This window comes from Saccharopolyspora rectivirgula DSM 43747, from assembly GCF_000497205.1.
GTDB lineage: Bacteria > Actinomycetota > Actinomycetes > Mycobacteriales > Pseudonocardiaceae > Saccharopolyspora > Saccharopolyspora rectivirgula.
The window spans coordinates 80176-99678 of the sequence record NZ_AYJW01000003.1 but is presented as its reverse complement, the minus strand read 5'-3'; the positions used below and the strand labels follow the sequence as shown (position 1 = coordinate 99678).

Genomic DNA, 19503 nt, shown 5'->3' with positions numbered 1-19503 from the left:
GGTGGGAGCTGCCCGCTTCCAGCCGTGGCTACACAAGTTGAGGAGCGTGCAGTGACCGAAGCGGCACGAGCTGCGGCCGCAGACCTGGCCGGGACGAGCCGGAGCAAGGACGTTCCGCTGGACGTCAACGGGATCCCCCACGGTCAGCCGGTGTTGGACAGCCTCGTTGCACTGCTCGACCTGGAACGCATCGAGGAGAACATCTTCCGCGGGGTCAGCCCGGAGACCTCTTCGGTGCGGGTCTTCGGTGGTCAGGTCGCGGGGCAGGCACTGGTGGCCGCGGGGCGGACTGTGCCGCAGGAGCGGAAAGTGCACTCGCTGCACGCCTACTTCATCCGGCCCGGGGATCCGAGCATTCCGATCATCTACGAGGTCGACCGGACCCGGGACGGCCGCTCCTTCACCACCCGCCGGGTGGTGGCGGTGCAGCGCGGCAAGGCGATCTTCTCGCTGTCCGCGTCCTTCCAGGTGCAAGAGCCCGGGCTCGAGCACCAGGAGAAGATGCCGGAAGTTCCGGACCCGGAGGACCTGCCGACCTACGGCGAGCAGGCCAAGGGAGTGATCGAGGTCATGGGGAACCTCAACCCCAGGCCCATCGACGTGCGCTACGTGACCACGCCGCCGTGGCTGCAGCGGGGCGAGCAGAACCCCGGGGCCCGCAACCAGGTGTGGATGCGAGCCGACGGGGTGCTGCCCGACGACGACCTGCTGCACGTCTGCATCATGGCGTTCGCTTCGGACATGACTCTGCTGGACGCCGTGCTCGGCAGGCACGGGGTCTACTGGGGGTTGGACGACGTCTCCGGGGCCAGCCTGGACCACGCCATGTGGTTCCACCGCCCGTTCCGGGCGGACGACTGGCTGCTGTACGACTGCGTCTCCCCCAGCGCGTCCAACGCGCGGGGACTGGCCACCGGGCGGTTCTTCACCCGGGACGGCAAGCTGGTGGCCACCGTCGTGCAGGAAGGCCTGCTCCGGGTCCGCGACTGATCAGGAGCGGTTCTCCCGTTCCTGTTCCTTCTCCTTCTGGGCGTACTTCTCCCGGCGCTGCCGTTCGCGATAGCCGTAAGCGGCTTGGCGAACGGCAGCGTCGCTTTCCAAGCTCGAACCCAGGGCCCCGGCGATCAGGGCCATGGAGGAGAGCATCCAGGCCAGCCGCAGGTAAGCGCTGGCGTCTGGGGGATGCCCGAGCGTGCTGCCCAGCACCTGCGGGTTGATGACGGTGGCGGCACCCGCGATGCTGACCAGGAAGACCAGCGCGTACAGGCTGAGCACGCCGAAGCTGAGCGAGGTCACGGTCGAGGCGTTGTACAGCACCGCCAGCCGGCGGTCCCGCACGGCGCGCCGCCCGACCCGTTCCCACAGGTCGTGGATGGCGATCAACCACCCGATCATCAGCCCGATCGCGAACAGCGTCGTGCCCGTGGCGCGCAGCGGGGTGAGGGTGTCGCCCAGCTGCCACACCGTGGAGGTGAACAGTCCGAAGCCCGTCGCGGCCAGGGACGCGGCCAGCGCGTTGGACAGCCCCCAGACCATCCGCCACGGGCGGTTGGCCCGCACCATTCCCGTGGCCAGCCGCACCCAGCCGCGCCGGCGCGGCGAGGCGTAGCGCACGTCGACCCACTCCTTGGGCTGTTCGATCCGCTCCACCGGGGCCAGGGCCCGGGTCAGCGGGTTCTCCAGCCGGTGGCCTTCCCCGCTGTCCTCGTCCGGTTGCTCTTGCCGGGTCAACAGGTCGTCCAGGACCTGTTCGATCGCCTGCCTGGTCCGGCGGAAGGACCGCAGCGCCCCGAGCGCGGGGAAGGAGATCAAGGCGACGCGGCCCTCTGCGCTGATGTCGGCGATCAACGGTCCGCGGGGGAGCAGCAGCGGCAGGTCGGTGACGTAGATGGCGCATTCCCAGCCGTACTGCTGCCGGTGCGCGTTCACCGCCTGCAGGATCTTCTCGCTCTCGTAGTCGCTGGCGGTGATCGGGTCCGACACCTGGTCGACCTTCCACGCCGAACCGGTGCGTTCTTCCAGCCACCGGGTGACGTGGTCGAGCAGCCTCCCTCCTATTTGCGTGGGCATGTCGGGGTCGGTGACCAGGCCCAACACCCGGTGCTGGGGATCGGTTCCGGGCAAGCTGCGCGTTCTCCTGTCGGGGTAGGCCGATTGGTTGCCCCTGTGACTCTGCAGCCCTCCGGAGGCAGATGCAACCTCGGCCGGTCAGCTCCTGCGGCGCCGCTTCGGGCGCAGGTGCTTCGGCGGGGACAGCGCTCGGGTGCGGATCTTCTCGAGCACGATCGACGTGGTGAAGTGCCGGACCTCGGTGCGCGGGGCGAGCTTGTCGACCAGGAACCGCTGCAGGTGCTGCGGGTCCTCCACGGCGACGTGCAGCAGGAAGTCCGCTTGGCCGCTGACGTGCAGCAGGGACTGGGTTTCCGGCTGCGCCATGATGAACTCCCGGAACTGGCTGATCACCTGCCGGGTCTGCGGGCGCACGTTCATCGCCACGATGGCTTCCAGGCGCAGCCCGGTGGCGGCCAGGTCCACGTCGATGTGCGACCCGGTGATCACTCCCCGTTCCCGCAATCGGCGGACTCGCTGCAGACAACTGGAGGGGGCCAGGCCCACCCGTTCGGCCAGGGTCCGGTTCGGCAGGGTGGCGTTGTTCTGCAGTTCCTCCAGGATCAGCCAGTCGACCGAATCCAGTTCGACGTGTTCGGGCACAACCGAACATCGTACGCGCCGAATGGCATTGCAGCGAACAAGTGGCAGACCATGTCCTCTGCTACCGACGTGGGGTTTTGGAGGGGGACGCGCGTTGCACATCGCTTGGGGACCGTTCCTGGTCGCCCTGTTCGTGATCGTCGTGGTTCCGGGCCCGGACTTCGTCATGGTCACCAGCAATGCGGCGACCAAGACCAAGTACGGCTGGCTGGCCGCGGCAGGAGTCACCTGCGGGCTGCTGGTGCACGCCACCGCTGCGACCGCGGGCCTGTCGGCGCTGCTGGTGACGGTTCCCGGTGCGCTGCTGGTGGTCAAGGCCGTGGGGGCGGCCTACCTGATCTGGATGGGGGTGCAGCTGCTGCGGCAGGCGGGCAAGTCCGGTGGGCAGTTCACCGCTGCCGCGCCCCCGCGGTCGGGGTTGTCGGTCTTCCTGCGCGGTCTGCTGACCGACGTGCTCAACCCGAAGATCATGCTGATGTTCCTGACGCTGCTGCCGCAGGCCATGGACGCCGGAGGCGATCCGGTGGCCCAGGCGAGCCTGCTCAGCGCGGTGACCGTGGCGGCGTTCGCGGCGTGGTGGCTGCTGGTCATCCCCTCGGTGCGCTGGTTCGCCCGGTTCATCGCGGACGCGCGTCGCCGCAAGGTCTTCGAGCGGTGCTGCGGGAGCGCGCTGCTGGTGATGGCGACCTCGGTGGCGCTCAGCTGAATCCGCTGCTCCGGCCCCGCTCCCGCGTTGCACCGGACCGGTGTTCGCGAGCCACCGTCCGACGCGCTCAGTGGTGAATCGTTGACCGCCGGTGTTCGCCGTGCTTAGGTTTGCTCGCTGATCTGCGAGCGGGAGGTGGGCGATGCGGCGGCGATCGGTTCTGGCGGCCGGTCTGGCGGCGACCCTGGGGGCTTCGGTGCTGCTGGCCGGTCCGATCAGCGCGGGCCCGGTGGGCGAGGACGCGCTGCGGGCCGACCTGGACGAGATCCTCGCCGATCCGCGCCTGGACGGGGCCCACGTCGGCGTCGTGGTGCGCGATCCGGTCAGCGGCGAAGTGCTCTACAGCCGGCAGGCGCGGCAGCGGGTGACCCCGGCTTCCAACGCCAAGCTGCTGACCTCCGCGGCGGCCCTGGAAGCACTCGGGCCCGACCACCGGTTCCGCACCGAGGTGCTGGCCGCCGGGGAACAAGTCGGATCCGTGCTGCGGGGAGACCTCTACCTGCGCGGCACCGGGGACCCGACGATGCTGGCCGCGGACTACGACGCGCTGGCCGAACAGGTCGCCGACGCGGGGATCCGAGCCGTGCAGGGGCGGCTGCTCGCCGACGACTCGTTCTTCGACGACGTGCCCCTGGGCACCGGCTGGATGTGGGACGACGAGCCCTACTACTACGCCGCGCCGATCTCCGCGCTGACGGCTTCCCCCAACACCGACTACGACTCCGGGACCGCGATCGTGCAGGTGGCGCCGACCGCGGAAGGCCAGCCGGCCGAGGTGCGGCTGGATCCGCCGACGTCGGTGCTGCGCGTCGAGAACCGGGTGCGCACCGCTGCTGCCGGCACCGAGCCGGACGTGTCGGTGCAGCGGGAGCACGGTTCGACCACCGTGGTGGTCAGCGGCACCGTCCCGGCCGGGGCGGAGCCGGTCGAGGACTTCACCACCGTGCCCGATCCGACCGCCTATGCGGCGGACCTGTTCGCCCAGGCCCTCCAGCGGCACGGGGTCACCGTCGCGGATCCCGCGGGGCGGGCGGTGGTGCCCGCCGGGGCGCGGGTGGTCGCCCAGCGGCAGTCGATGCCGCTGGGCGAGCTGCTGGTGCCGTTCATGAAGCTGAGCAACAACGGCCACGCCGAGATCCTGGTGAAGACCATGGGGCGGGTGGAGCGAGGAGTCGGCAGCTGGGACGCCGGCCTCGCGGTGCTGAACGACGAATTGCGCGGGCTGGGCGTTGAGCCCGATGTGCTCTGCATGGTCGACGGGTCCGGTTTGTCCACGATGGATGGTGTGACGCCGGAGCAGTTGGCCGTGCTGCTCGACAACGCCCGGGAGCGCCCTTGGTTCCAGGTCTGGTACGACTCGCTCCCGGTGGCCGGAGCGGCGGATCGCATGACCGGCGGAACTCTGCGCAACCGCATGGGCGGGACGGCGGCGGAGAACAACGTGCACGCCAAAACCGGCTCGCTGACCGGGGTCACCTCGCTGTCCGGCTACGTCACCGCGGCCAACGGCCAGCCGCTGGTGTTTTCCGTCGTTTTCAACCAATTCCTCGGCAACGCCCCCAAAGACCTGGAGGACTCCATCGCGGTTCGGCTGGCTGAGTACAGTGGTCCGGACGAACGTCCCTCAGGGCGGCCCGCTGTGCCAAACAGCCGCTACCTGGTTGACAACCCAGCCACCCCCGTGGACGAGACTTCACTGGAGTGCTCCTGGCTCAAGGCGTGCTGACCGACCGGCAGTTCGCTGCTCGAGCCGAGCGGTGCCGGTAGTGGGGGCGCCGGCTCCACTCCCCGGGGGCGGGTAGCGTGTTCCGCCAGACACCCGAAGCCGAGGAGAGTCCCACCCCGTGACGCTGATAAGTGACTTCCTGGCAGTGGTGGCCCTTCTGCCCCGACCGCTGCTCATCCTGGTGACCGGTGCGCTGGTGCTCGGTGAGTGCACGCTGGGGATCGGGTTCCTGGTTCCCGGGGAAAGCGGTTTGCTGATCGCTTCGGCAGCGGTGACCGATGTCGGGTTCTTCTTCGTCCTGTCCGGCACCGTCACGCTGTGCGCGGTGGTGGGCGACAACATCGGTTACTGGCTCGGCCGCCGCTACCGCTTCCGCATCCGGGAGACCCGGGCGGTCCGCAAGCTCGGCCAGCACCACTGGGACCGGGCTGGTCGGCTGCTGCGCCGCTACGGGCTCGGTGCCGTGCTGGCCGGCCGTTTCCTCCCGGTGGTGCGCACGTTGGTGCCTGCCGCGGCCGGCTCCGGCGGATTGCGCTTCGGGCGCTTCCTGTTCGCCTCCGTGCTCGGGGCGTCGGCTTGGTCCACCCTGCACGTGGGGGTTGGCTGGGCGGCCGGGGCCTCGGCGAAGTACGTCGAAGAAGCGCTGGGCCGGGCCAGCTGGGTGGCCATGGTCCTGCTGGTGCTCGCCGGTGCGGGGTTCTGGTGGCGCCGCCGGCGCAAGGCCAAGCGCGCTGCCGTGGTGGAACCCATCCCCGAGCGTCGGGAAGACGACGAAGACGACATGGAATCGGTCGCTTGAACAACAAGAGCTCCACAGCGGAGTCGGAAGATCCGCTGTGGAGCTGCAGCCGCTGAACGCGGTCATGTTCGGAGCGCGTTCAGTTCACTGCGGACAGTAGCAGAAGGCCTCCGGTCAGAAGATCCTTTCTGCTCCTCGAAAAACAGCGTGCGGGTGTCTTGCTGTTCTGCTGAGCCGGTGTTCGTCCGCGCTCACCCGGCTGCGGGGCCGGACGAGCGCGGACGACTCGTTCAGTCCTCCACCAGTTCCGGCTGCGCCTGGCGGTTGCGCGAGACCGCGTAACCCACCCCGATCGCGACGGCCAAAACCGGGGCCACGTACAGGGCGATCCGCGTCTCGGAGTCGAAGGCCAGCAGCACCACGACGAACGCGAGGAAGGCCAGGACGACGTAGTTGGAGTACGGGGAGAACGGCATCTGGAACGTCCCCGCCGGCAGTTCACCCGCGGCCACCTTCTTCCGGTACTTGAGGTGGGACAGCACGATCATGCCCCAGGTGAAGATGGCGCCCACCGTGCTGGCGCTCGTGATGTAGACGAACGCCTGTTCCGGGACGAAGTAGTTGAGCACCACGCCGATCAGCATCGAGCAGAAGGTGATGCCGATGGCCCGGGCGGGGACGGCTCGCTTGCTCAGCTTCTGCACCGCGCGCGGGGCTTGGCCCTCCAGGGACAGGGTGCGCAGCATCCGGCCGGTGGAGTAGATGCCGCTGTTGCAGGAGGAGAGCGCGGCCGTGGTCACCACGAAGTTCACCACTCCCGCGGCGGCGGGGATGCCGATCAGGGTGAAGGCGTGCACGAACGGGCTGCCGTTGGCGGGGAACTGGTTCCACGGCACCAGGGCGGTGAGGGCGGCCAGCGCGCCGACGTAGAAGATCAGGATCCGCCACATGACCGAGTTGATCGCCCGCGGCAGCACTCGCTGCGGGTCGCTGCTCTCGCTGGCGGTCTGGCCGACCATCTCCACACCGACGAAGGCGAACATCACGATCTGGAAGGCCAGCAGCGCTTGCACCCCGCCGTTGGGGAAGAACCCGCCGTGCTCCCAGATGTTGCTGACCGCGGCGGTTTGGCCGACGTCGCTGAACCCGAAGACCAGGATGAGGGCGGCGAGCACGATCAGACCGATGATCGCCACCACCTTGATCAGCGCGAACCAGAACTCGAATTCTCCGAACAACTTCACCGCGATCAAGTTGACCGCGCTCAGCGTCACCAGGGCACCGAGTGCGGGGATCCACTGTGGCAAGTTCGGGAACCAGAACTGGAAGTACTCGCCAACCGCGGTGATCTCGGCCATGCCGGTGACGATCCACACCAGCCAGTAGCCCCAACCGGTGGCGAACCGAGCCCACGGGCCGACGAATTCACCGGCGTACTCGGCGAACGAACCGCTGACCGGGCGGTACATCAGCAGTTCGCCGAGCGCGCGCATGACGAAGAAGATCATCAGTCCAGCAATCGCGTAGATCAGGATCAGCCCAGGGCCGACCTGGTTGAGCGCTTTGCCGGAGCCGAGAAAGAGGCCGACACCTATCGCGCCGCCGATGGCGATCATGTTGATGTGCCGGCTGCTCAGTTCCTTGCGGTATTCCCCGGGTGCTGGCTGGTTCATCGAAGCGGACTCCTCACCAGTGTGTCCACGGAAATTCCGCGGCTGTGGGTGGGCCGTCAGCATCCGTGGACGGAGCAGGTTGCGCAAAAACTGCGGAGATACTCCGCTATTGGGGTGACAGATGGCAAGAGGAAACTTGTTGTTCTGGCGAGGTTTTCCAGATCGTCATCTGTCCATTACGGAAACTCCAGCGGGCAGCACGGCCGGATGTGTGATAAAAAACACGCCTTCTCCGGCGCTGCCGGAGAAGGCGTGTTGCAGCTGATTCGCTCAGATGTTGGGGTAGAGGGGGAACGCGTTGGCCAGGGCTTCGACGCGGGAGCGCAGCTTGGCGCTGGTGTCCTGGTCGAAGTTGGGCTTGAGGGCCTCGGCGATGATGTCGGCGACCTCGGTGAACTCGGTCCGACCGAAGCCGCGGGTGGCCAACGCCGGGGTGCCGATGCGCAGACCGGAGGTCACCATCGGCGGGCGCGGGTCGTTGGGCACCGCGTTGCGGTTGACCGTGATGCCGATCTCGTGCAGCCGGTCCTCGGCCTGCTTGCCGTCCAGCTCGGAGTTGCGCAGGTCCACCAGCACCAGGTGCACGTCGGTGCCGCCGGAGACCAGCTGCACCCCGGCTTCCCGGGCGTCGTCGGCCAGCAGCCGCTCGGCCAGGATCTGCGCGCCTTCGAGGGTGCGGCGCTGCCGGTCCTTGAACTCCTCACCCGCGGCGATCTTGAACGCCACGGCCTTGCCCGCGATGACGTGCTCGAGCGGACCGCCCTGCTGGCCGGGGAAGACGGCGGAGTTGAACTTCTTGGTGAACTCCTCGTCGGAGGACAGGATCACGCCACCGCGCGGGCCGCCGAGGGTCTTGTGCGTGGTGGTGGTGACCACGTGCGCGTGCGGCACCGGGTTGGGGTGCAGTCCGGCGGCGACCAGCCCGGCGAAGTGCGCCATGTCCACCATCAGGTAGGCGCCGACCTCGTCGGCGATCTCCCGGAACCGCTTGAAGTCCAGCTGCCGCGGGTAGGCCGACCAACCGGCGATGATCAGCTGCGGCTTGTGCTCGCGCGCCAGCCGGGCGACCTCGTCCATGTCCACCCGGTGGTCGTCGTCGCTGACGTGGTAGGGCACCACGTTGTAGAGCTTGCCGGAGAAGTTGATCCGCATGCCGTGGGTGAGGTGCCCACCGTGGGCCAGGTCCAGGCCCATGATGGTGTCGCCCGGCTTGAGCAGGGCGAACATCGCCGCGGCGTTGGCCTGGGCGCCCGAGTGCGGCTGCACGTTGGCGAACGAGGCCCCGAACAGCTGCTTGACCCGGTCGATGGCCAGCTGCTCGACGACGTCGACGTGCTCGCAGCCGCCGTAGTAGCGCTTGCCCGGGTAGCCCTCGGCGTACTTGTTGGTCAGCACCGACCCCTGCGCCTGGAGCACCGACTGCGGAGCGAAGTTCTCCGACGCGATCATCTCCAGCGTGGTCTGCTGCCGCCGCAACTCGGCGTTGACGGCTTCCGCGACTTCAGGGTCCACCACCGACAGCTGATCGTTGAACAGGTCCGGTGTAGACATGATTGCCTCCTGTGTTCGCTCTCGTCAGGCTTTGCGGCGGTAGAACGGCAGCTCGACGACCTCCACCGCCATCGCCTTGCCACGGACGTCGACCTGCAGGGCGGTCCCGGGGTCGCTGAAGTCGCGGTTGACGTAGGCCATTGCGATCGGGTGGCCGAGAGTGGGCGACGGAGCACCACTGGTGACGACACCGATCTCGGTGCCCTCCGGGTCGAGCACCCGGTAGCCGTGCCGGGGAGCCCGGCGCTGCTCCGTGACCAGCCCCACCAGGGTTTTCCCGGTCGGCTGCTGGGCGGCCTCGGCCAGCGCCTTCTTGCCGACGAAGTCACCCGGCTTGTCCAGCTTCACCACGCGCCCGAGGTTCGCATGATACGGGGTCACCTCGCTGGACAGCTCGTGCCCGTACAGGGGCATCCCGGCCTCCAGGCGGAGGGTGTCCCGGCAGGAGAGCCCGCAGGGCTGCAGACCGCGCTCGCGGCCGGCTTCGGTCAGCGCCTGCCACAGCGCTTCGGCGTCGTCCGGGGCGACGAACAGCTCGAAACCGTCCTCGCCGGTGTACCCGGTGCGGGCGAGCAGCACCTGCTTGCCGGCGACCTGGGCGGAGTAGGCGGCGAAGTACTTGACCTGGTCGAGGTCGGTGTCGGTCAGCGGTCCCAGGATGGCGGCGGCTTCCGGACCTTGCAGGGCGATCAGCGCGTACTGGTCGGAGGCGTCGGTGACGGTGGCGGTGAACCCGGACGCGCGCTCGACCAGTTCGCCGTGCACCACGCCGGCGTTGGCCGCGTTGGCCACGATGAGGAATTCCTGCTCCTCGAGGCGGTAGACGATCAAGTCGTCGAGCACGCCGCCTTCGGCGTTGCAGATCATCGTGTAGCGCGCCCGGCCCGGCTTGATCGCCGAAGCGTGGCCGACCAGGGCGTAGTCCAGGGCTTCCCCGGCTTGGGGGCCGCTCACCCGGATCTCGCCCATGTGGGAGATGTCGAACAGGCCGGCGTTGTTGCGGACCGCGTTGTGCTCCGCGGTGTCCCCGGAGTAGCGGACCGGCATGTGCCAGCCGGCGAAATCGGTCAGGGTGGCCCCGAGCGACTGGTGTACTTGGTGCAGCGGGGTCGGTCGCGGCGACGGCATGATGACTCCTTGTCGGGCTGGGTCGGCAGTCGAATGGCTGGTCGCCTCCGTCCAACCTTATCGGGCGCGCTGTTCGACACCGACCTAGCGCTGCGCTGGTCGGACAGCTCCCCGGAGTCATTGGCCTGAGAGTTTCACCGCCGGCGGGGCGGCTTGCACCGTGGGCGAGGAGCGAGCCGCTCCTGCTTTTCTCCTTGGTCGCCTGACTGCGCGGTACTGGTGCCTGAGAGTTTGTGGGGAGTTTGCTCCTTCGGCGCCCCGCTCGAGGCGGGGTCTCTCCCGCGCAGCTTCATCGGCGCGATATTCGGTTTTGCGCGGTGTTCGGTTTTACCGGGACGCTACGAACCCCTCCAGTGGGGAGTCAACAAAAACGCGAGGGTGATCTCACCCGGGTTGCATTCGGTGCACAGGCCGTTCTGCCGGCTGTTCGCGCGGTCAGCTCCGTCTGGAGCCGCCCTGGCCGGTGATCTCCCGGTACAGCTGCTGCAGACCGTCGATCAGCGCCGACAGGGCCAGCTCGAAGCTGTCGCTGTCGATCTCGCCGGCGTGGCTGGGCAGCAGGTGGGCGTGCTTGAGGTGCGGGAACCGGTCGGTGTAGACCGCGGCGTCGTCCGGGAAGCCGCGGGAGAAGGAGCTCAGCGCGGAGCCGACGACCAGGTACTTGGTGGAGGCGCCGATCATGGTCGCGTAGCGCTCCGGCCAGCCGGCGCTGGTCAGGCCGCCGTGCACCGCGTCGGCGCGGCGCAGCGCGTTCTCCCGCCGGGCGGGACCGGAGGCCAGGAAGGGCACCAGGTTGGGGTGGGCGGCCAGCGCGGCCCGGTAGGAGCGCGCCCACGAGCGCAGTCCGGTCACCCAGTCGACCTCGAACCCGGAGACGTCCACCTGCGCCATCACCCCGTCGGCGATCTCGTGCAGCAGGTGCTCCTTGGTGGGCACGTGGTTGTACAAGGAGGCGGCCCGAACCCCCAGCCGTTCGGCCAGGCGCCGCATGGACAGCCGTTCCAGGCCTTCGTTGTCGATGATCTCCAGGCCGGCCTGGCGGATCGCTTCCAGGGAAAGCAGCGGCGTCGTTGGTCTGGGCACGGCAGCTCCTCGTCGATGTCCCTTGCGGTTCGTGGCGGGACAGCTTTAGGCTGCCACAAAACTAACGTCGTTAGTTAGTTGATGGGAAAGGAACCCGGCGATGGTGGACTTCTCGCTGTCCGACACCGAACGCGACATCCGGGACTGGGTGCGCAACTTCGTCCAGCGCGAGCTCATCCCGCTGGAACCCGAGGTGCTGCGCCGCGAGCGCGCTGGAGAGCGCGGACTGACCAAGGAAGAGCAGCGGGAACTGCAGGAGAAGGCGCGCAAGGCCGGGTTCTGGGGGGTCCAGACACCCGAGGAGTACGGCGGCATGGGCCTGGGCGCGGTCATGGCCGCGCTGATCGAGATCGAACTGGGGCGGACCTTCGTGCCCTTCCGCTTCGGCGGATACGCGGACAACATCCTCTACCACGCCAACGAGGAGCAGAAGAAGCGCTACCTCATCCCGACCATCGAAGGGGAGCGCAAGTCCTGCTTCGCCATCACCGAGCCGGGAGCGGGTTCGGACGCGAAGAACATCCGCACCACCGCGCACCTGGACGGTGACGAGTGGGTGATCAACGGGGAGAAGACCTTCATCACCGGCGGCATCGACGCCGACTTCGCCATGGTCTTCGCCGTCACCGACAAGGAGAAGGGCGCCAACGGCGGGGTCACCTGCTTCCTGGTGGACCGGGACATGGGATGGACCTCCGAACCGATCGACATCATGGGGGAGTGGGACCGCCAGCCGGCCGCCCTGGTCTTCGACAACGTGCGGGTGCCCAAGGAGAACGTGCTCGGTGAGGTCGGGCAGGGCTTCGCCCTGGCGATGCAGTGGATCGGCCGGGGCCGCTACCTGCTGCCCGCCCGGGCCCTGGGCGGCTGCATGCGGCTGGTGGAGATGGGCATCGACTACGCCAAGACCCGGGAGACCTTCGGCAAGCCGATCGCCGAGCGGCAGGCCATCCAGTGGATGCTGGCCGACTCCGCGGTGGAGATCGAGGCGCTGCGCTGGTTGGTCCTGCAGGCCGCCTGGCAGGTCGACCAGGGGATGGACTCGCGGCACGCCCAGTCCATGGCCAAGCTCTACGGCGGTGTCCGGGCCAACGAGATCGTCGACCGGATCCTGCAGCTGCACGGCGGCATGGGCTACACCCGGGAACTGCCGATCGAGCGCTGGTACCGGGACCTGCGGCTGCTGCGCATCTTCGAGGGCACCGACGAGATCCAGCGCCGCACGATCGCCCGGAACCTGCTGAAGGGCCACGCTTCGGTGAACGGCGTGCTCGGCTGAGCGTCTTGCGGGCGCGAGGAACAGCGCTCCGTCGGTAGCCTGGAGGAGTCCGAATCCTACCCGGGAGCCGTCGATGTCGCTGTTCAAGAAGGTCTCCGAATTCGCCCGCAGCCCGCAAGGGCGCAAGGTGCTCGACCAGGCGAAGAAGTACGCCTCCGACCCGAAGAACCGGGAGAAGATAGAGCAGGTCAAGAACAAGTTCATGGGCAAGGACAAGGGGCAGGGCCAGCAGCGCTGACCTGCTCTTCCGCGGCCCCCCAGGGGTGGACGTCCGCGCCTGGGGGGCGCGGTGCTCCGCGGACCAGAGCGCGGAGCGCCCGTGCTCGATGTCCTCCGGTCGCGCCGGAGGACAGGTGCGCTGAAGCGGAGTTCCCGCGGTCCTCGACGTCGAACCCGACCGATTTCCCGGAACGTTCCGGAACAGCGCCGAATCGGTTTCGGACAGTGCTCTTCGGAAGCGTGAATTCCCCTGATCAACCGACTGCGCAGCAGCCGGGTTGACAGTAGAGTCGCGCCGGGTGACCAACTCGTGGAGGTCCACAGTGCGCCACGCCTACGTAGTCGGGACGTTCGACACCAAGGGGGACGAACTCCGCTATGTCGCTGGCCTGGTGGCCCGCGGACACCCGGTGGCCACCGTTGACGTGTCCACCAGCGGCGCGAGCGCGGAGGGAGTGGACTTCCCGGCCGAGCAGGTCGCAGCCTGCCATCCGGCGGGAGCGGACGCCGTCTTCACCGGTGACCGGGGGACCGCGATCACCGAGATGTCGTTGGCCTTGCGCAACTTCCTGGCCGATCGGGAGGTCGCCGGAATCATCGGACTGGGGGGATCCGGGGGCACGGCGCTCATTACCCCCGCGATGCGGGAACTCCCGGTCGGGTTGCCGAAGATAATGGTGTCCACTGTGGCGTCCGGAGACACTTCTTCCTATGTGGACTGCTCGGACGTGGTGCTGTTCCCCTCGGTGACCGACATCGCTGGCTTGAACCGGATATCCCGCCGCGTGCTGGGCAATGCGGCCAACGCGCTGCTCGGCGCCCTGACCGGACCGCAGTCGTCCGAGGAGAGCAAGCCGGCCGTGGCGCTGTCCATGTTCGGGGTCACCACCCCGTGCGTGACCGCCATCCGCGACCAGCTGGAGAGCCACTACGACGCGCTGGTCTTCCACGCCACCGGAACCGGCGGTCGGGCGATGGAGAAGCTGGTCGGGGACGGCCTGGTCAGCGCGGTGCTGGACATCACCACCACCGAGATCTGCGACCTCATCGCGGGCGGCGTCATGAGCGCCGGTCCGCAGCGGCTGGACGTCATCGCCCGCACCGGTGTTCCCTACGTGGGTTCGTGCGGCGCGCTGGACATGGTGAACTTCGGCGCTCGGGACACCGTCCCCGAGCGCTACCGGCAACGGCTGTTCTACGAGCACAACCCCCAGGTCACGCTGATGCGCACGACTCCGGAGGAGTGCCGGCGGATCGCCGAGTTCATCGCCGCCAAGCTCAACTCCTGCCCCGGGCCGGTGCGCTTCCTGCTGCCCGAGGGAGGAGTGTCCCTGCTGGACGCGCCGGGCCAGCCCTTCCACGACCCGGAAGCGGACGAGGTGCTCTTCCAAACCCTGGAGGAGCAGGTGCGGCAAACCGACAACCGCCGTCTCCAGCGGGTTCCGCACAACATCAACGATCCGGAGTTCGCTGCCGCAGCGGTCGCGGCGTTCCACGAGATCTGCTGAGGAAATCGGAGGTGAGCATGCAAGACCGGGCTGCGCTGCTGCAGCGGCTGCGGGAGAAGGTCGAGCGCGGCCAGCCGATCATCGGCGGTGGCGCGGGTACCGGCCTGTCCGCCAAGTGCGAAGAGGCCGGGGGGATCGACCTGATCGTCATCTACAACTCGGGGCGGTTCCGGATGGCCGGCCGGGGATCCCTCGCCGGGCTGCTCGCCTACGGCAACGCCAACGACATCGTGCTGGAGATGGCCCGGGAGATACTCCCGGTGGTCGAGCGCACCCCGGTGCTGGCCGGGGTCAACGGCACCGACCCGTTCTTGATCCGCGACAAGTTCCTGTCCGAACTGGCCGAACTCGGCTTCGCCGGTGTCCAGAACTTCCCCACCGTCGGGCTCATCGACGGGGTGTTCCGAGCCAACCTCGAAGAGACCGGCATGAGCTACGACCTGGAAGTGGAGCTCATCGCCGCCGCGCACCAGCACGGGCTGTTCACCACCCCGTACGTGTTCTCCGCCGAGGACGCCCGCAAGATGACCGAAGCCGGGGCCGACCTCATCGTCTGCCACATGGGACTGACCACGGGCGGGTCCATCGGGGCCGGAACGGCCAAGGACCTGGACGACTGCGTGCGGCTGATCGACGAGTGGTCCGAGGCGGCGGCCGAAGTCCGGGACGACGTCCTGGTGCTGTGCCACGGCGGCCCCATCGCGACCCCGGAGGACGCCGCCCACGTGCTGGCCCGGACGAAGCGGTGCCACGGCTTCTACGGCGCCAGCAGCATGGAACGCCTCCCCACCGAGCAGGCGATCACCGAGCAGACGCGGGCGTTCACCGCTGTCCGGAGCTAGGAGGAGAGATCGTGGCGCGGACCTACGTCAGCACGGTGCTGCCGATCGCGGCCGACCGGGTGTGGGAAGTGGTGCGGGACTTCAACGGGTTGCCCGAGTGGCACCCGGCGATCGAGCGCAGCGAGATCGAAGGCGGCGGTGCGGCGGACTCGGTCGGCAGCGTGCGCCGACTGCAGCTCTCCGGAGGCGGGGTGGTCAGGGAACGCCTGGTGGCGCTCGACGACGCCCAGCGCAGCTACACCTACGACATCCTGGAGAGCGGGTTCGCGGTGCGCAGCTACCGCGCCACCATCAGGGTGGCTCCGGTGACGGACAGCGGGCACAGCTTCGTCGAGTGGTACGCGGACTACGACGCCGAAGCCGCCGACGAAGCGGACCTGGAGCGCACCTTCGCCGAGGGCGTGTACCTACCAGGGCTGAACGGGCTGCGCGAGCATCTGGGCGGATGACCGCAACGGCCGGGCCGGACTGGGTACGCGTTTGAGCTTCCGGCGTTCCGGTTAAAGTCTGGCCCGTGCCAAGCAGCGTTGAATCTCCCACAGCAGATACCGCTCGAGTCGTTGTCACGGGAGGCTCCGGCTTCGTCGGCCGGTCCGTGGTGCGCGCGTTCGTCGACCGCGGTGTCCCGGTGACCGTCGTCGACCTGCAGGACCCGCCGGAATCGGTGCGCTCCGACCTGGTCACCTTCGTCAAAGGCGACCTGCGCGATGCCGCGGTCCGGGAAGCCGCGGTGACCCCCGGCACGACCGGCATCGTCCACCTCGCGGCCATCACCTCGGTGCTGCGCTCGGTGGACCGTCCGGTGGAGACGTACGACAACAACGTGGCGGTCACGCAAGCTCTGCTGGAGCTGGCGCGCAGCCGGGAAGTCAACCAGTTCATCTTCGCCTCGACCAACGCGGTGGTCGGCGACATCGGCCACGGCACCATTTCCGAATCGCTGCCCCTGCGGCCGCTGACCCCCTACGGCTCCACCAAAGCCGCTTGCGAGATGTTGCTCTCCGGCTACGCCGGGGCCTACGGCATGCGGACCTGCGCTCTGCGGTTCACCAACATCTACGGCCCCGGAATGACGCACAAGGACAGCTTCATCCCGCGGCTGATGCGCGCCGCGCTCTCCGGGGACGGGGTGGAGATCTACGGCGACGGGTCGCAGCGACGGGATTTCGTGCACGTCAGCGACGTCGTGCAGGGCATCCTCGCGGCTTGGGACAAGCAGTACAGCGGGACCGTCATCATCGGTTCCGGCAAGTCCATCTCCGTGCTGGAGCTGATCGACGCGGTTCGAGAAGCCACCGGCCAGCCGGTCCCGGCCACGCACGTGCCGGCCAAGAACGGCGAGATGCCCGCGGTGATCGTGGACATCACCAAGGCCCAGCAGGAGCTCGGCTACGCGCCGAGCACATCCCTCACCAGCGGGCTGCGCACCGTGTGGGACGACTTCCGGCGCGCTGCGGAGGTCTGAGCCGCACCCATGATCGCCACTACCGCACGCTTCCTCCGGCAGCACTGGCTGCTCGCCTTGTTCGTCCTGGCCGGTGCAGCGCTGCGGGGGGTCGTCATGCTGGCTTACCGCCCGGCGCTGCTGTACATCGACTCGTTCCGCTACCTCAACGACCTGGGGGTCTTCTTCCCGGGCGGGATCAACCCGATCGGCTACGAGCTGTTCCTGTGGCCGCTGCTCGCGGTGGGCGACCTGACCTTCGTCGTCGCGGTGCAGCACCTGATGGGGATGGCTCTCGGCATCGGGATCTACGTCCTGCTGCTCCGGTTCGGCACCTGGAGGTGGCTGGCGGCGCTGGCGGCGGCCCCGGCCCTGTTGGACGCCTACCAGCTGCAGATCGAGCACAACATCATGTCCGACCTGCAGTTCCAGGTGCTGCTGCTGGCGGTCGTCTACGTGCTGACCTGGTGGGGAACCCCCGGTCCGAAACTGGCCGCTGTCGCCGGCGCGCTGCTGGCCTTCTCGGTCATCACCAGGATCGTCGGGATCACGCTGATCGTCCCGGCGGTGGTCTTCGTCCTGTTGTCGGCCGGCCTGCGGCCGCGGGACGGGTGGAAGCGCCGGCTCCGCTCGGCCGGTGCGCTGGCCGGCACGTTCGCAGCGCTCCTGGCAGGCTATGCCATGTACCACATGGCGTGGACCGGGACTCCGGCGCTGGGCGGGGCGACCGGCAGCGTCGTCTACGGGCGCACCGCGATGGTGGCGAAGTGCGAAGAGCTGGACCTCACGCCGGAAGAGCAGCTGGTGTGCCCGGACGAGCCGGTGGAGGAGCGCAAGCGCATCGGGATAGACCACTACATCCACTTCTGGAACGTCCAGGAGAACGTGCGACGCCTCCTCCCGGAGGGAATGGACCACGTGGCCGCGCAAGGGGGACTGGCCGCCAAGGTGCTGATGCACCAGCCGTTCGACGTGCTCGGCGGTGTTCTCCAGGACTTCCTCAAGGGGTTCGCGCCGACCAGGACTCAGTCGCCCGGTGACGTCCCGCTGCACCGCTGGCAGTTCCAGACGACCTACCCGATGTACGACGAGGAGTGGTACGTCGTCGAGTGGACCGAGCTGTACGACGACGGCGAGATCCACGTCAACCCCGACCTGGCCGGTTTCCTGCGCGCCTACCAGCTCAACGGGGGCTACGCTTCCGGCACGGCGCTGGGGGCCGGGCTGGTGCTGGCGGTGGCCGCCGTGCTGGGGGCGGGGCGGGCCCGCCGCTCCGGCCTGCGCGCGGTGTGTTTGCTGCCGGCTGGCCTGGCAATCACCGTATTGGGGACAGCTGCGGCGATGGAGTTCTCCTGGCGCTACCAGTTGCCAGGGCTGGTGCTGATTCCGCTGGCCGGTGCTATCGCGATCACGGCCATCTTCCGGAAGACCCCGACCACCCGTTGAACGAACCACGAGGAGCTCAGATGGCCTTGACGTTCCCGGACGAAGTGGACCGGGCAGCTCTGGACGACTACGCGCAGCGCTACGGGGAGCACCGCTTCGCTCCGGTCGTCGTGCTGATCGCCGCCTACAACGAGGAGGAGGCGATCGGCGGAGTGCTCGACAGCATCCCCGGGGAGAGCTGCGGCCTGGAGGTGGACACCTTGGTGGTGGTGGACGGCGCCACCGACCAGACCGCCAAGGTCGCCGTCGAGCACGGGGCGAAGACCTGCATCGCACCGGTGAACCGGGGGCAGGGGGCGGCGCTGCGGCTCGGCTACCACCTGGCCGCCGAGCGCGGTGCCGAGTACATCGTCACCACGGACGCCGACGGGCAGTACGACATCACCGAGCTGCCGAAGCTGCTGCAACCGCTGATCGACGACCGGGCCGACTTCGTCACCGGCTCGCGGCGGCTGGGCAGCAACGAGCGCCCCGCCCTGATGCGCCGCATCGGCACCTACGTGTTCGCGTGGATCATCAGCGCCCTGACCAGGCAGCGCATCACCGACACCTCGTTCGGCTTCCGCGGGATGAAGGCCGAGGTGCCGAACTCGGTGACGCTCGAACAACAGCAGTACCAGTCCTCCGAACTGCTCGTCGGGGTGCTCAGCCGCGGCTACCGGGTGATGGAGCAGCCGATGCGGATGCTGCCGCGCGCGGCAGGGCAGAGCAAGAAGGGCAACAACTTCCTCTACGGCTACCGGTACGCGAGGGTGGTGTTCGGCACGTGGCTGCGGGAGCGCCGCGCCCTGGCCCAGAACCGCACGAGCCGGGCTACTGAGCCCGCCGGTGTCGCCGATCGGTGAACACCAGCCGGTCGATGAGGAAGAACTTGACCACGAACATGACCCCGTAGGTGCCGACGAACGCTCCCCAGACGACCGCGACCTGCCCGGTTCGGGCGTGCGGGAACAGCAGGTGGGCGAGATGCTCGGCATTGTGCGTGGCGATTGCGGCGAGCACCGCGGTGGCGATCGAGATGGCGCCGTAGCGCAGGATTTCCCGGCGCAGCGCTTCTCGACCGCCGCCGCCCCAGGTCCGGCGGTTGAGCAGGAAGTTGGGGATCGCGCCGGCGAGCCAGCCCAGCACGGTGGCCGCTCCGGCCGAGCTGGTGAGGCCGTAGGTCAGCAGGAAGACCACTTGGCTGATGGCGGTCGCCACGACCGAGGCCGCCGCGAACCGGCTCGCCAGCCGCCAGTAGCGGCTCCGCCGCAGTCTGCTGCCCCAGCTGAGCACCTGTTGCACGGGGTGGCCTCCACGCTGCTGTTTGGCATCGATCAACGATCGGGCATGATCTCATTCGGATGGCGGACTGCCGTCGCGGGACCCGTGTGCAGGTTACCGAGGCCGGCAGGAGGTGTTGAGCGAGGAAGGGGAGGGCTTCGCCAAATGGCCGTTGAGTGAGACG

General features: G+C 68.5%; 19 protein-coding genes and 2 riboswitches. Of the genes, 12 read left to right on the top strand and 7 right to left on the bottom strand.

Annotated features, from left to right (window positions below):
* Positions 1–51 precede the first annotated feature (51 nt).
* Positions 52–990: an acyl-CoA thioesterase II gene (gene tesB, locus SREC43747_RS0101775; RefSeq protein ID WP_029719439.1), complete on the top strand. Its 939-nt coding sequence runs from the start codon at positions 52–54 to the stop codon at positions 988–990.
* Here tesB and SREC43747_RS0101770 read toward each other — a convergent pair whose 3' ends face one another.
* Entirely contained in the window at positions 991–2124 is a 1134-nt protein-coding gene (locus SREC43747_RS0101770; RefSeq protein WP_029719438.1) for a hypothetical protein, read from the bottom strand.
* 84 nt (positions 2125–2208) lie between these two features.
* Positions 2209–2712 (bottom strand): Lrp/AsnC family transcriptional regulator, encoded by a 504-nt coding sequence (locus SREC43747_RS0101765; protein WP_029719437.1) that lies wholly within the window; start codon positions 2710–2712, stop codon positions 2209–2211.
* 94 nt (positions 2713–2806) lie between these two features.
* On the opposite strand from SREC43747_RS0101765, the gene SREC43747_RS0101760 reads away from it, so the two are divergent.
* From SREC43747_RS0101760 to SREC43747_RS0101750, 3 genes are all read left to right on the top strand, one after another.
* Positions 2807–3418: a LysE family translocator gene (locus tag SREC43747_RS0101760; RefSeq protein ID WP_029719436.1), complete on the top strand. Its 612-nt coding sequence runs from the start codon at positions 2807–2809 to the stop codon at positions 3416–3418.
* 142 nt (positions 3419–3560) lie between these two features.
* Positions 3561–5144 (top strand): D-alanyl-D-alanine carboxypeptidase/D-alanyl-D-alanine endopeptidase, encoded by a 1584-nt coding sequence (gene dacB, locus SREC43747_RS0101755; RefSeq protein WP_029719435.1) that lies wholly within the window; start codon positions 3561–3563, stop codon positions 5142–5144.
* A gap of 118 nt (positions 5145–5262) precedes the next feature.
* Positions 5263–5943 carry a DedA family protein gene (locus SREC43747_RS0101750; RefSeq protein ID WP_029719434.1) on the top strand — a complete coding sequence of 227 codons (681 nt, stop codon included), beginning with the start codon at positions 5263–5265 and terminating at the stop codon, positions 5941–5943.
* Between the two features lie 230 nt (positions 5944–6173).
* Here the strand turns inward: SREC43747_RS0101750 and SREC43747_RS0101745 are convergent, their stop codons facing one another.
* From SREC43747_RS0101745 to SREC43747_RS0101730, 4 genes are all read right to left on the bottom strand, one after another.
* Positions 6174–7556 carry an amino acid permease gene (locus tag SREC43747_RS0101745; RefSeq protein WP_029719433.1) on the bottom strand — a complete coding sequence of 461 codons (1383 nt, stop codon included), beginning with the start codon at positions 7554–7556 and terminating at the stop codon, positions 6174–6176.
* Positions 7557–7826: 270 nt separating this feature from the next.
* Positions 7827–9107, bottom strand: a complete 1281-nt coding sequence (glyA, locus tag SREC43747_RS0101740; protein WP_051387565.1) for a serine hydroxymethyltransferase — start codon at positions 9105–9107, stop codon at positions 7827–7829.
* Between the two features lie 24 nt (positions 9108–9131).
* Entirely contained in the window at positions 9132–10235 is a 1104-nt protein-coding gene (gene gcvT, locus SREC43747_RS0101735; RefSeq protein ID WP_029719431.1) for a glycine cleavage system aminomethyltransferase GcvT, read from the bottom strand.
* Positions 10236–10339: 104 nt separating this feature from the next.
* Positions 10340–10436, bottom strand: a riboswitch (glycine riboswitch).
* Positions 10437–10527: riboswitch (glycine riboswitch) on the bottom strand. It abuts the riboswitch before it with no gap.
* Positions 10528–10670: 143 nt separating this feature from the next.
* Positions 10671–11318: a TetR/AcrR family transcriptional regulator gene (locus SREC43747_RS0101730; protein ID WP_029719430.1), complete on the bottom strand. Its 648-nt coding sequence runs from the start codon at positions 11316–11318 to the stop codon at positions 10671–10673.
* A gap of 103 nt (positions 11319–11421) precedes the next feature.
* On the opposite strand from SREC43747_RS0101730, the gene SREC43747_RS0101725 reads away from it, so the two are divergent.
* The 8 genes from SREC43747_RS0101725 to SREC43747_RS21785 all read left to right on the top strand — a co-directional run bounded on the left by SREC43747_RS0101725 (position 11422) and on the right by SREC43747_RS21785 (position 18901).
* Positions 11422–12597 carry an acyl-CoA dehydrogenase family protein gene (locus SREC43747_RS0101725; RefSeq protein WP_029719429.1) on the top strand — a complete coding sequence of 392 codons (1176 nt, stop codon included), beginning with the start codon at positions 11422–11424 and terminating at the stop codon, positions 12595–12597.
* Between the two features lie 73 nt (positions 12598–12670).
* Entirely contained in the window at positions 12671–12835 is a 165-nt protein-coding gene (locus SREC43747_RS21575; protein WP_162832375.1) for a hypothetical protein, read from the top strand.
* A 304-nt stretch (positions 12836–13139) separates the two neighbouring features.
* Positions 13140–14324: a Tm-1-like ATP-binding domain-containing protein gene (locus SREC43747_RS0101715; RefSeq protein ID WP_029719428.1), complete on the top strand. Its 1185-nt coding sequence runs from the start codon at positions 13140–13142 to the stop codon at positions 14322–14324.
* Between the two features lie 17 nt (positions 14325–14341).
* The gene (locus SREC43747_RS0101710) at positions 14342–15166 is read left to right on the top strand and encodes a phosphoenolpyruvate hydrolase family protein (protein WP_029719427.1); all 825 of its coding nucleotides are present in this window, start codon (positions 14342–14344) and stop codon (positions 15164–15166) included.
* 11 nt (positions 15167–15177) lie between these two features.
* Positions 15178–15615, top strand: a complete 438-nt coding sequence (locus SREC43747_RS0101705; RefSeq protein WP_029719426.1) for an SRPBCC family protein — start codon at positions 15178–15180, stop codon at positions 15613–15615.
* Between the two features lie 65 nt (positions 15616–15680).
* Positions 15681–16631: an NAD-dependent epimerase/dehydratase family protein gene (locus tag SREC43747_RS0101700; RefSeq protein WP_029719424.1), complete on the top strand. Its 951-nt coding sequence runs from the start codon at positions 15681–15683 to the stop codon at positions 16629–16631.
* Positions 16632–16640: 9 nt separating this feature from the next.
* Positions 16641–18056 (top strand): hypothetical protein, encoded by a 1416-nt coding sequence (locus SREC43747_RS21790; protein WP_236622974.1) that lies wholly within the window; start codon positions 16641–16643, stop codon positions 18054–18056.
* Between the two features lie 20 nt (positions 18057–18076).
* Positions 18077–18901 (top strand): glycosyltransferase family 2 protein, encoded by an 825-nt coding sequence (locus SREC43747_RS21785; RefSeq protein WP_236622973.1) that lies wholly within the window; start codon positions 18077–18079, stop codon positions 18899–18901.
* On the opposite strand, the gene SREC43747_RS0101690 is transcribed toward SREC43747_RS21785, so the two are convergent.
* Complete coding sequence (locus SREC43747_RS0101690) at positions 18870–19340, bottom strand: GtrA family protein (protein ID WP_051387564.1); 471 nt, start codon at positions 19338–19340, stop codon at positions 18870–18872. The two genes, SREC43747_RS21785 and SREC43747_RS0101690, sit on opposite strands and share 32 nt — an antisense overlap.
* Positions 19341–19503 lie beyond the last annotated feature (163 nt).

What these genes read in the sequence shown, in the direction of transcription:
- dacB (WP_029719435.1), top strand. Translation starts at nt 3,561, where the DNA reads ATGCGGCGGCGATCGGTTCTGGCGGCCGGTCTGGCGGCGACCCTGGGG.
- SREC43747_RS0101745 (WP_029719433.1), bottom strand. Translation starts at nt 7,556, where the DNA reads ATGAACCAGCCAGCACCCGGGGAATACCGCAAGGAACTGAGCAGCCGG.
- glyA (WP_051387565.1), bottom strand. Translation starts at nt 9,107, where the DNA reads ATGTCTACACCGGACCTGTTCAACGATCAGCTGTCGGTGGTGGACCCT.
- gcvT (WP_029719431.1), bottom strand. Translation starts at nt 10,235, where the DNA reads ATGCCGTCGCCGCGACCGACCCCGCTGCACCAAGTACACCAGTCGCTC.
- SREC43747_RS21575 (WP_162832375.1), top strand. Translation starts at nt 12,671, where the DNA reads ATGTCGCTGTTCAAGAAGGTCTCCGAATTCGCCCGCAGCCCGCAAGGG.
- SREC43747_RS0101710 (WP_029719427.1), top strand. Translation starts at nt 14,342, where the DNA reads ATGCAAGACCGGGCTGCGCTGCTGCAGCGGCTGCGGGAGAAGGTCGAG.
- SREC43747_RS21790 (WP_236622974.1), top strand. Translation starts at nt 16,641, where the DNA reads ATGATCGCCACTACCGCACGCTTCCTCCGGCAGCACTGGCTGCTCGCC.
- SREC43747_RS21785 (WP_236622973.1), top strand. Translation starts at nt 18,077, where the DNA reads ATGGCCTTGACGTTCCCGGACGAAGTGGACCGGGCAGCTCTGGACGAC.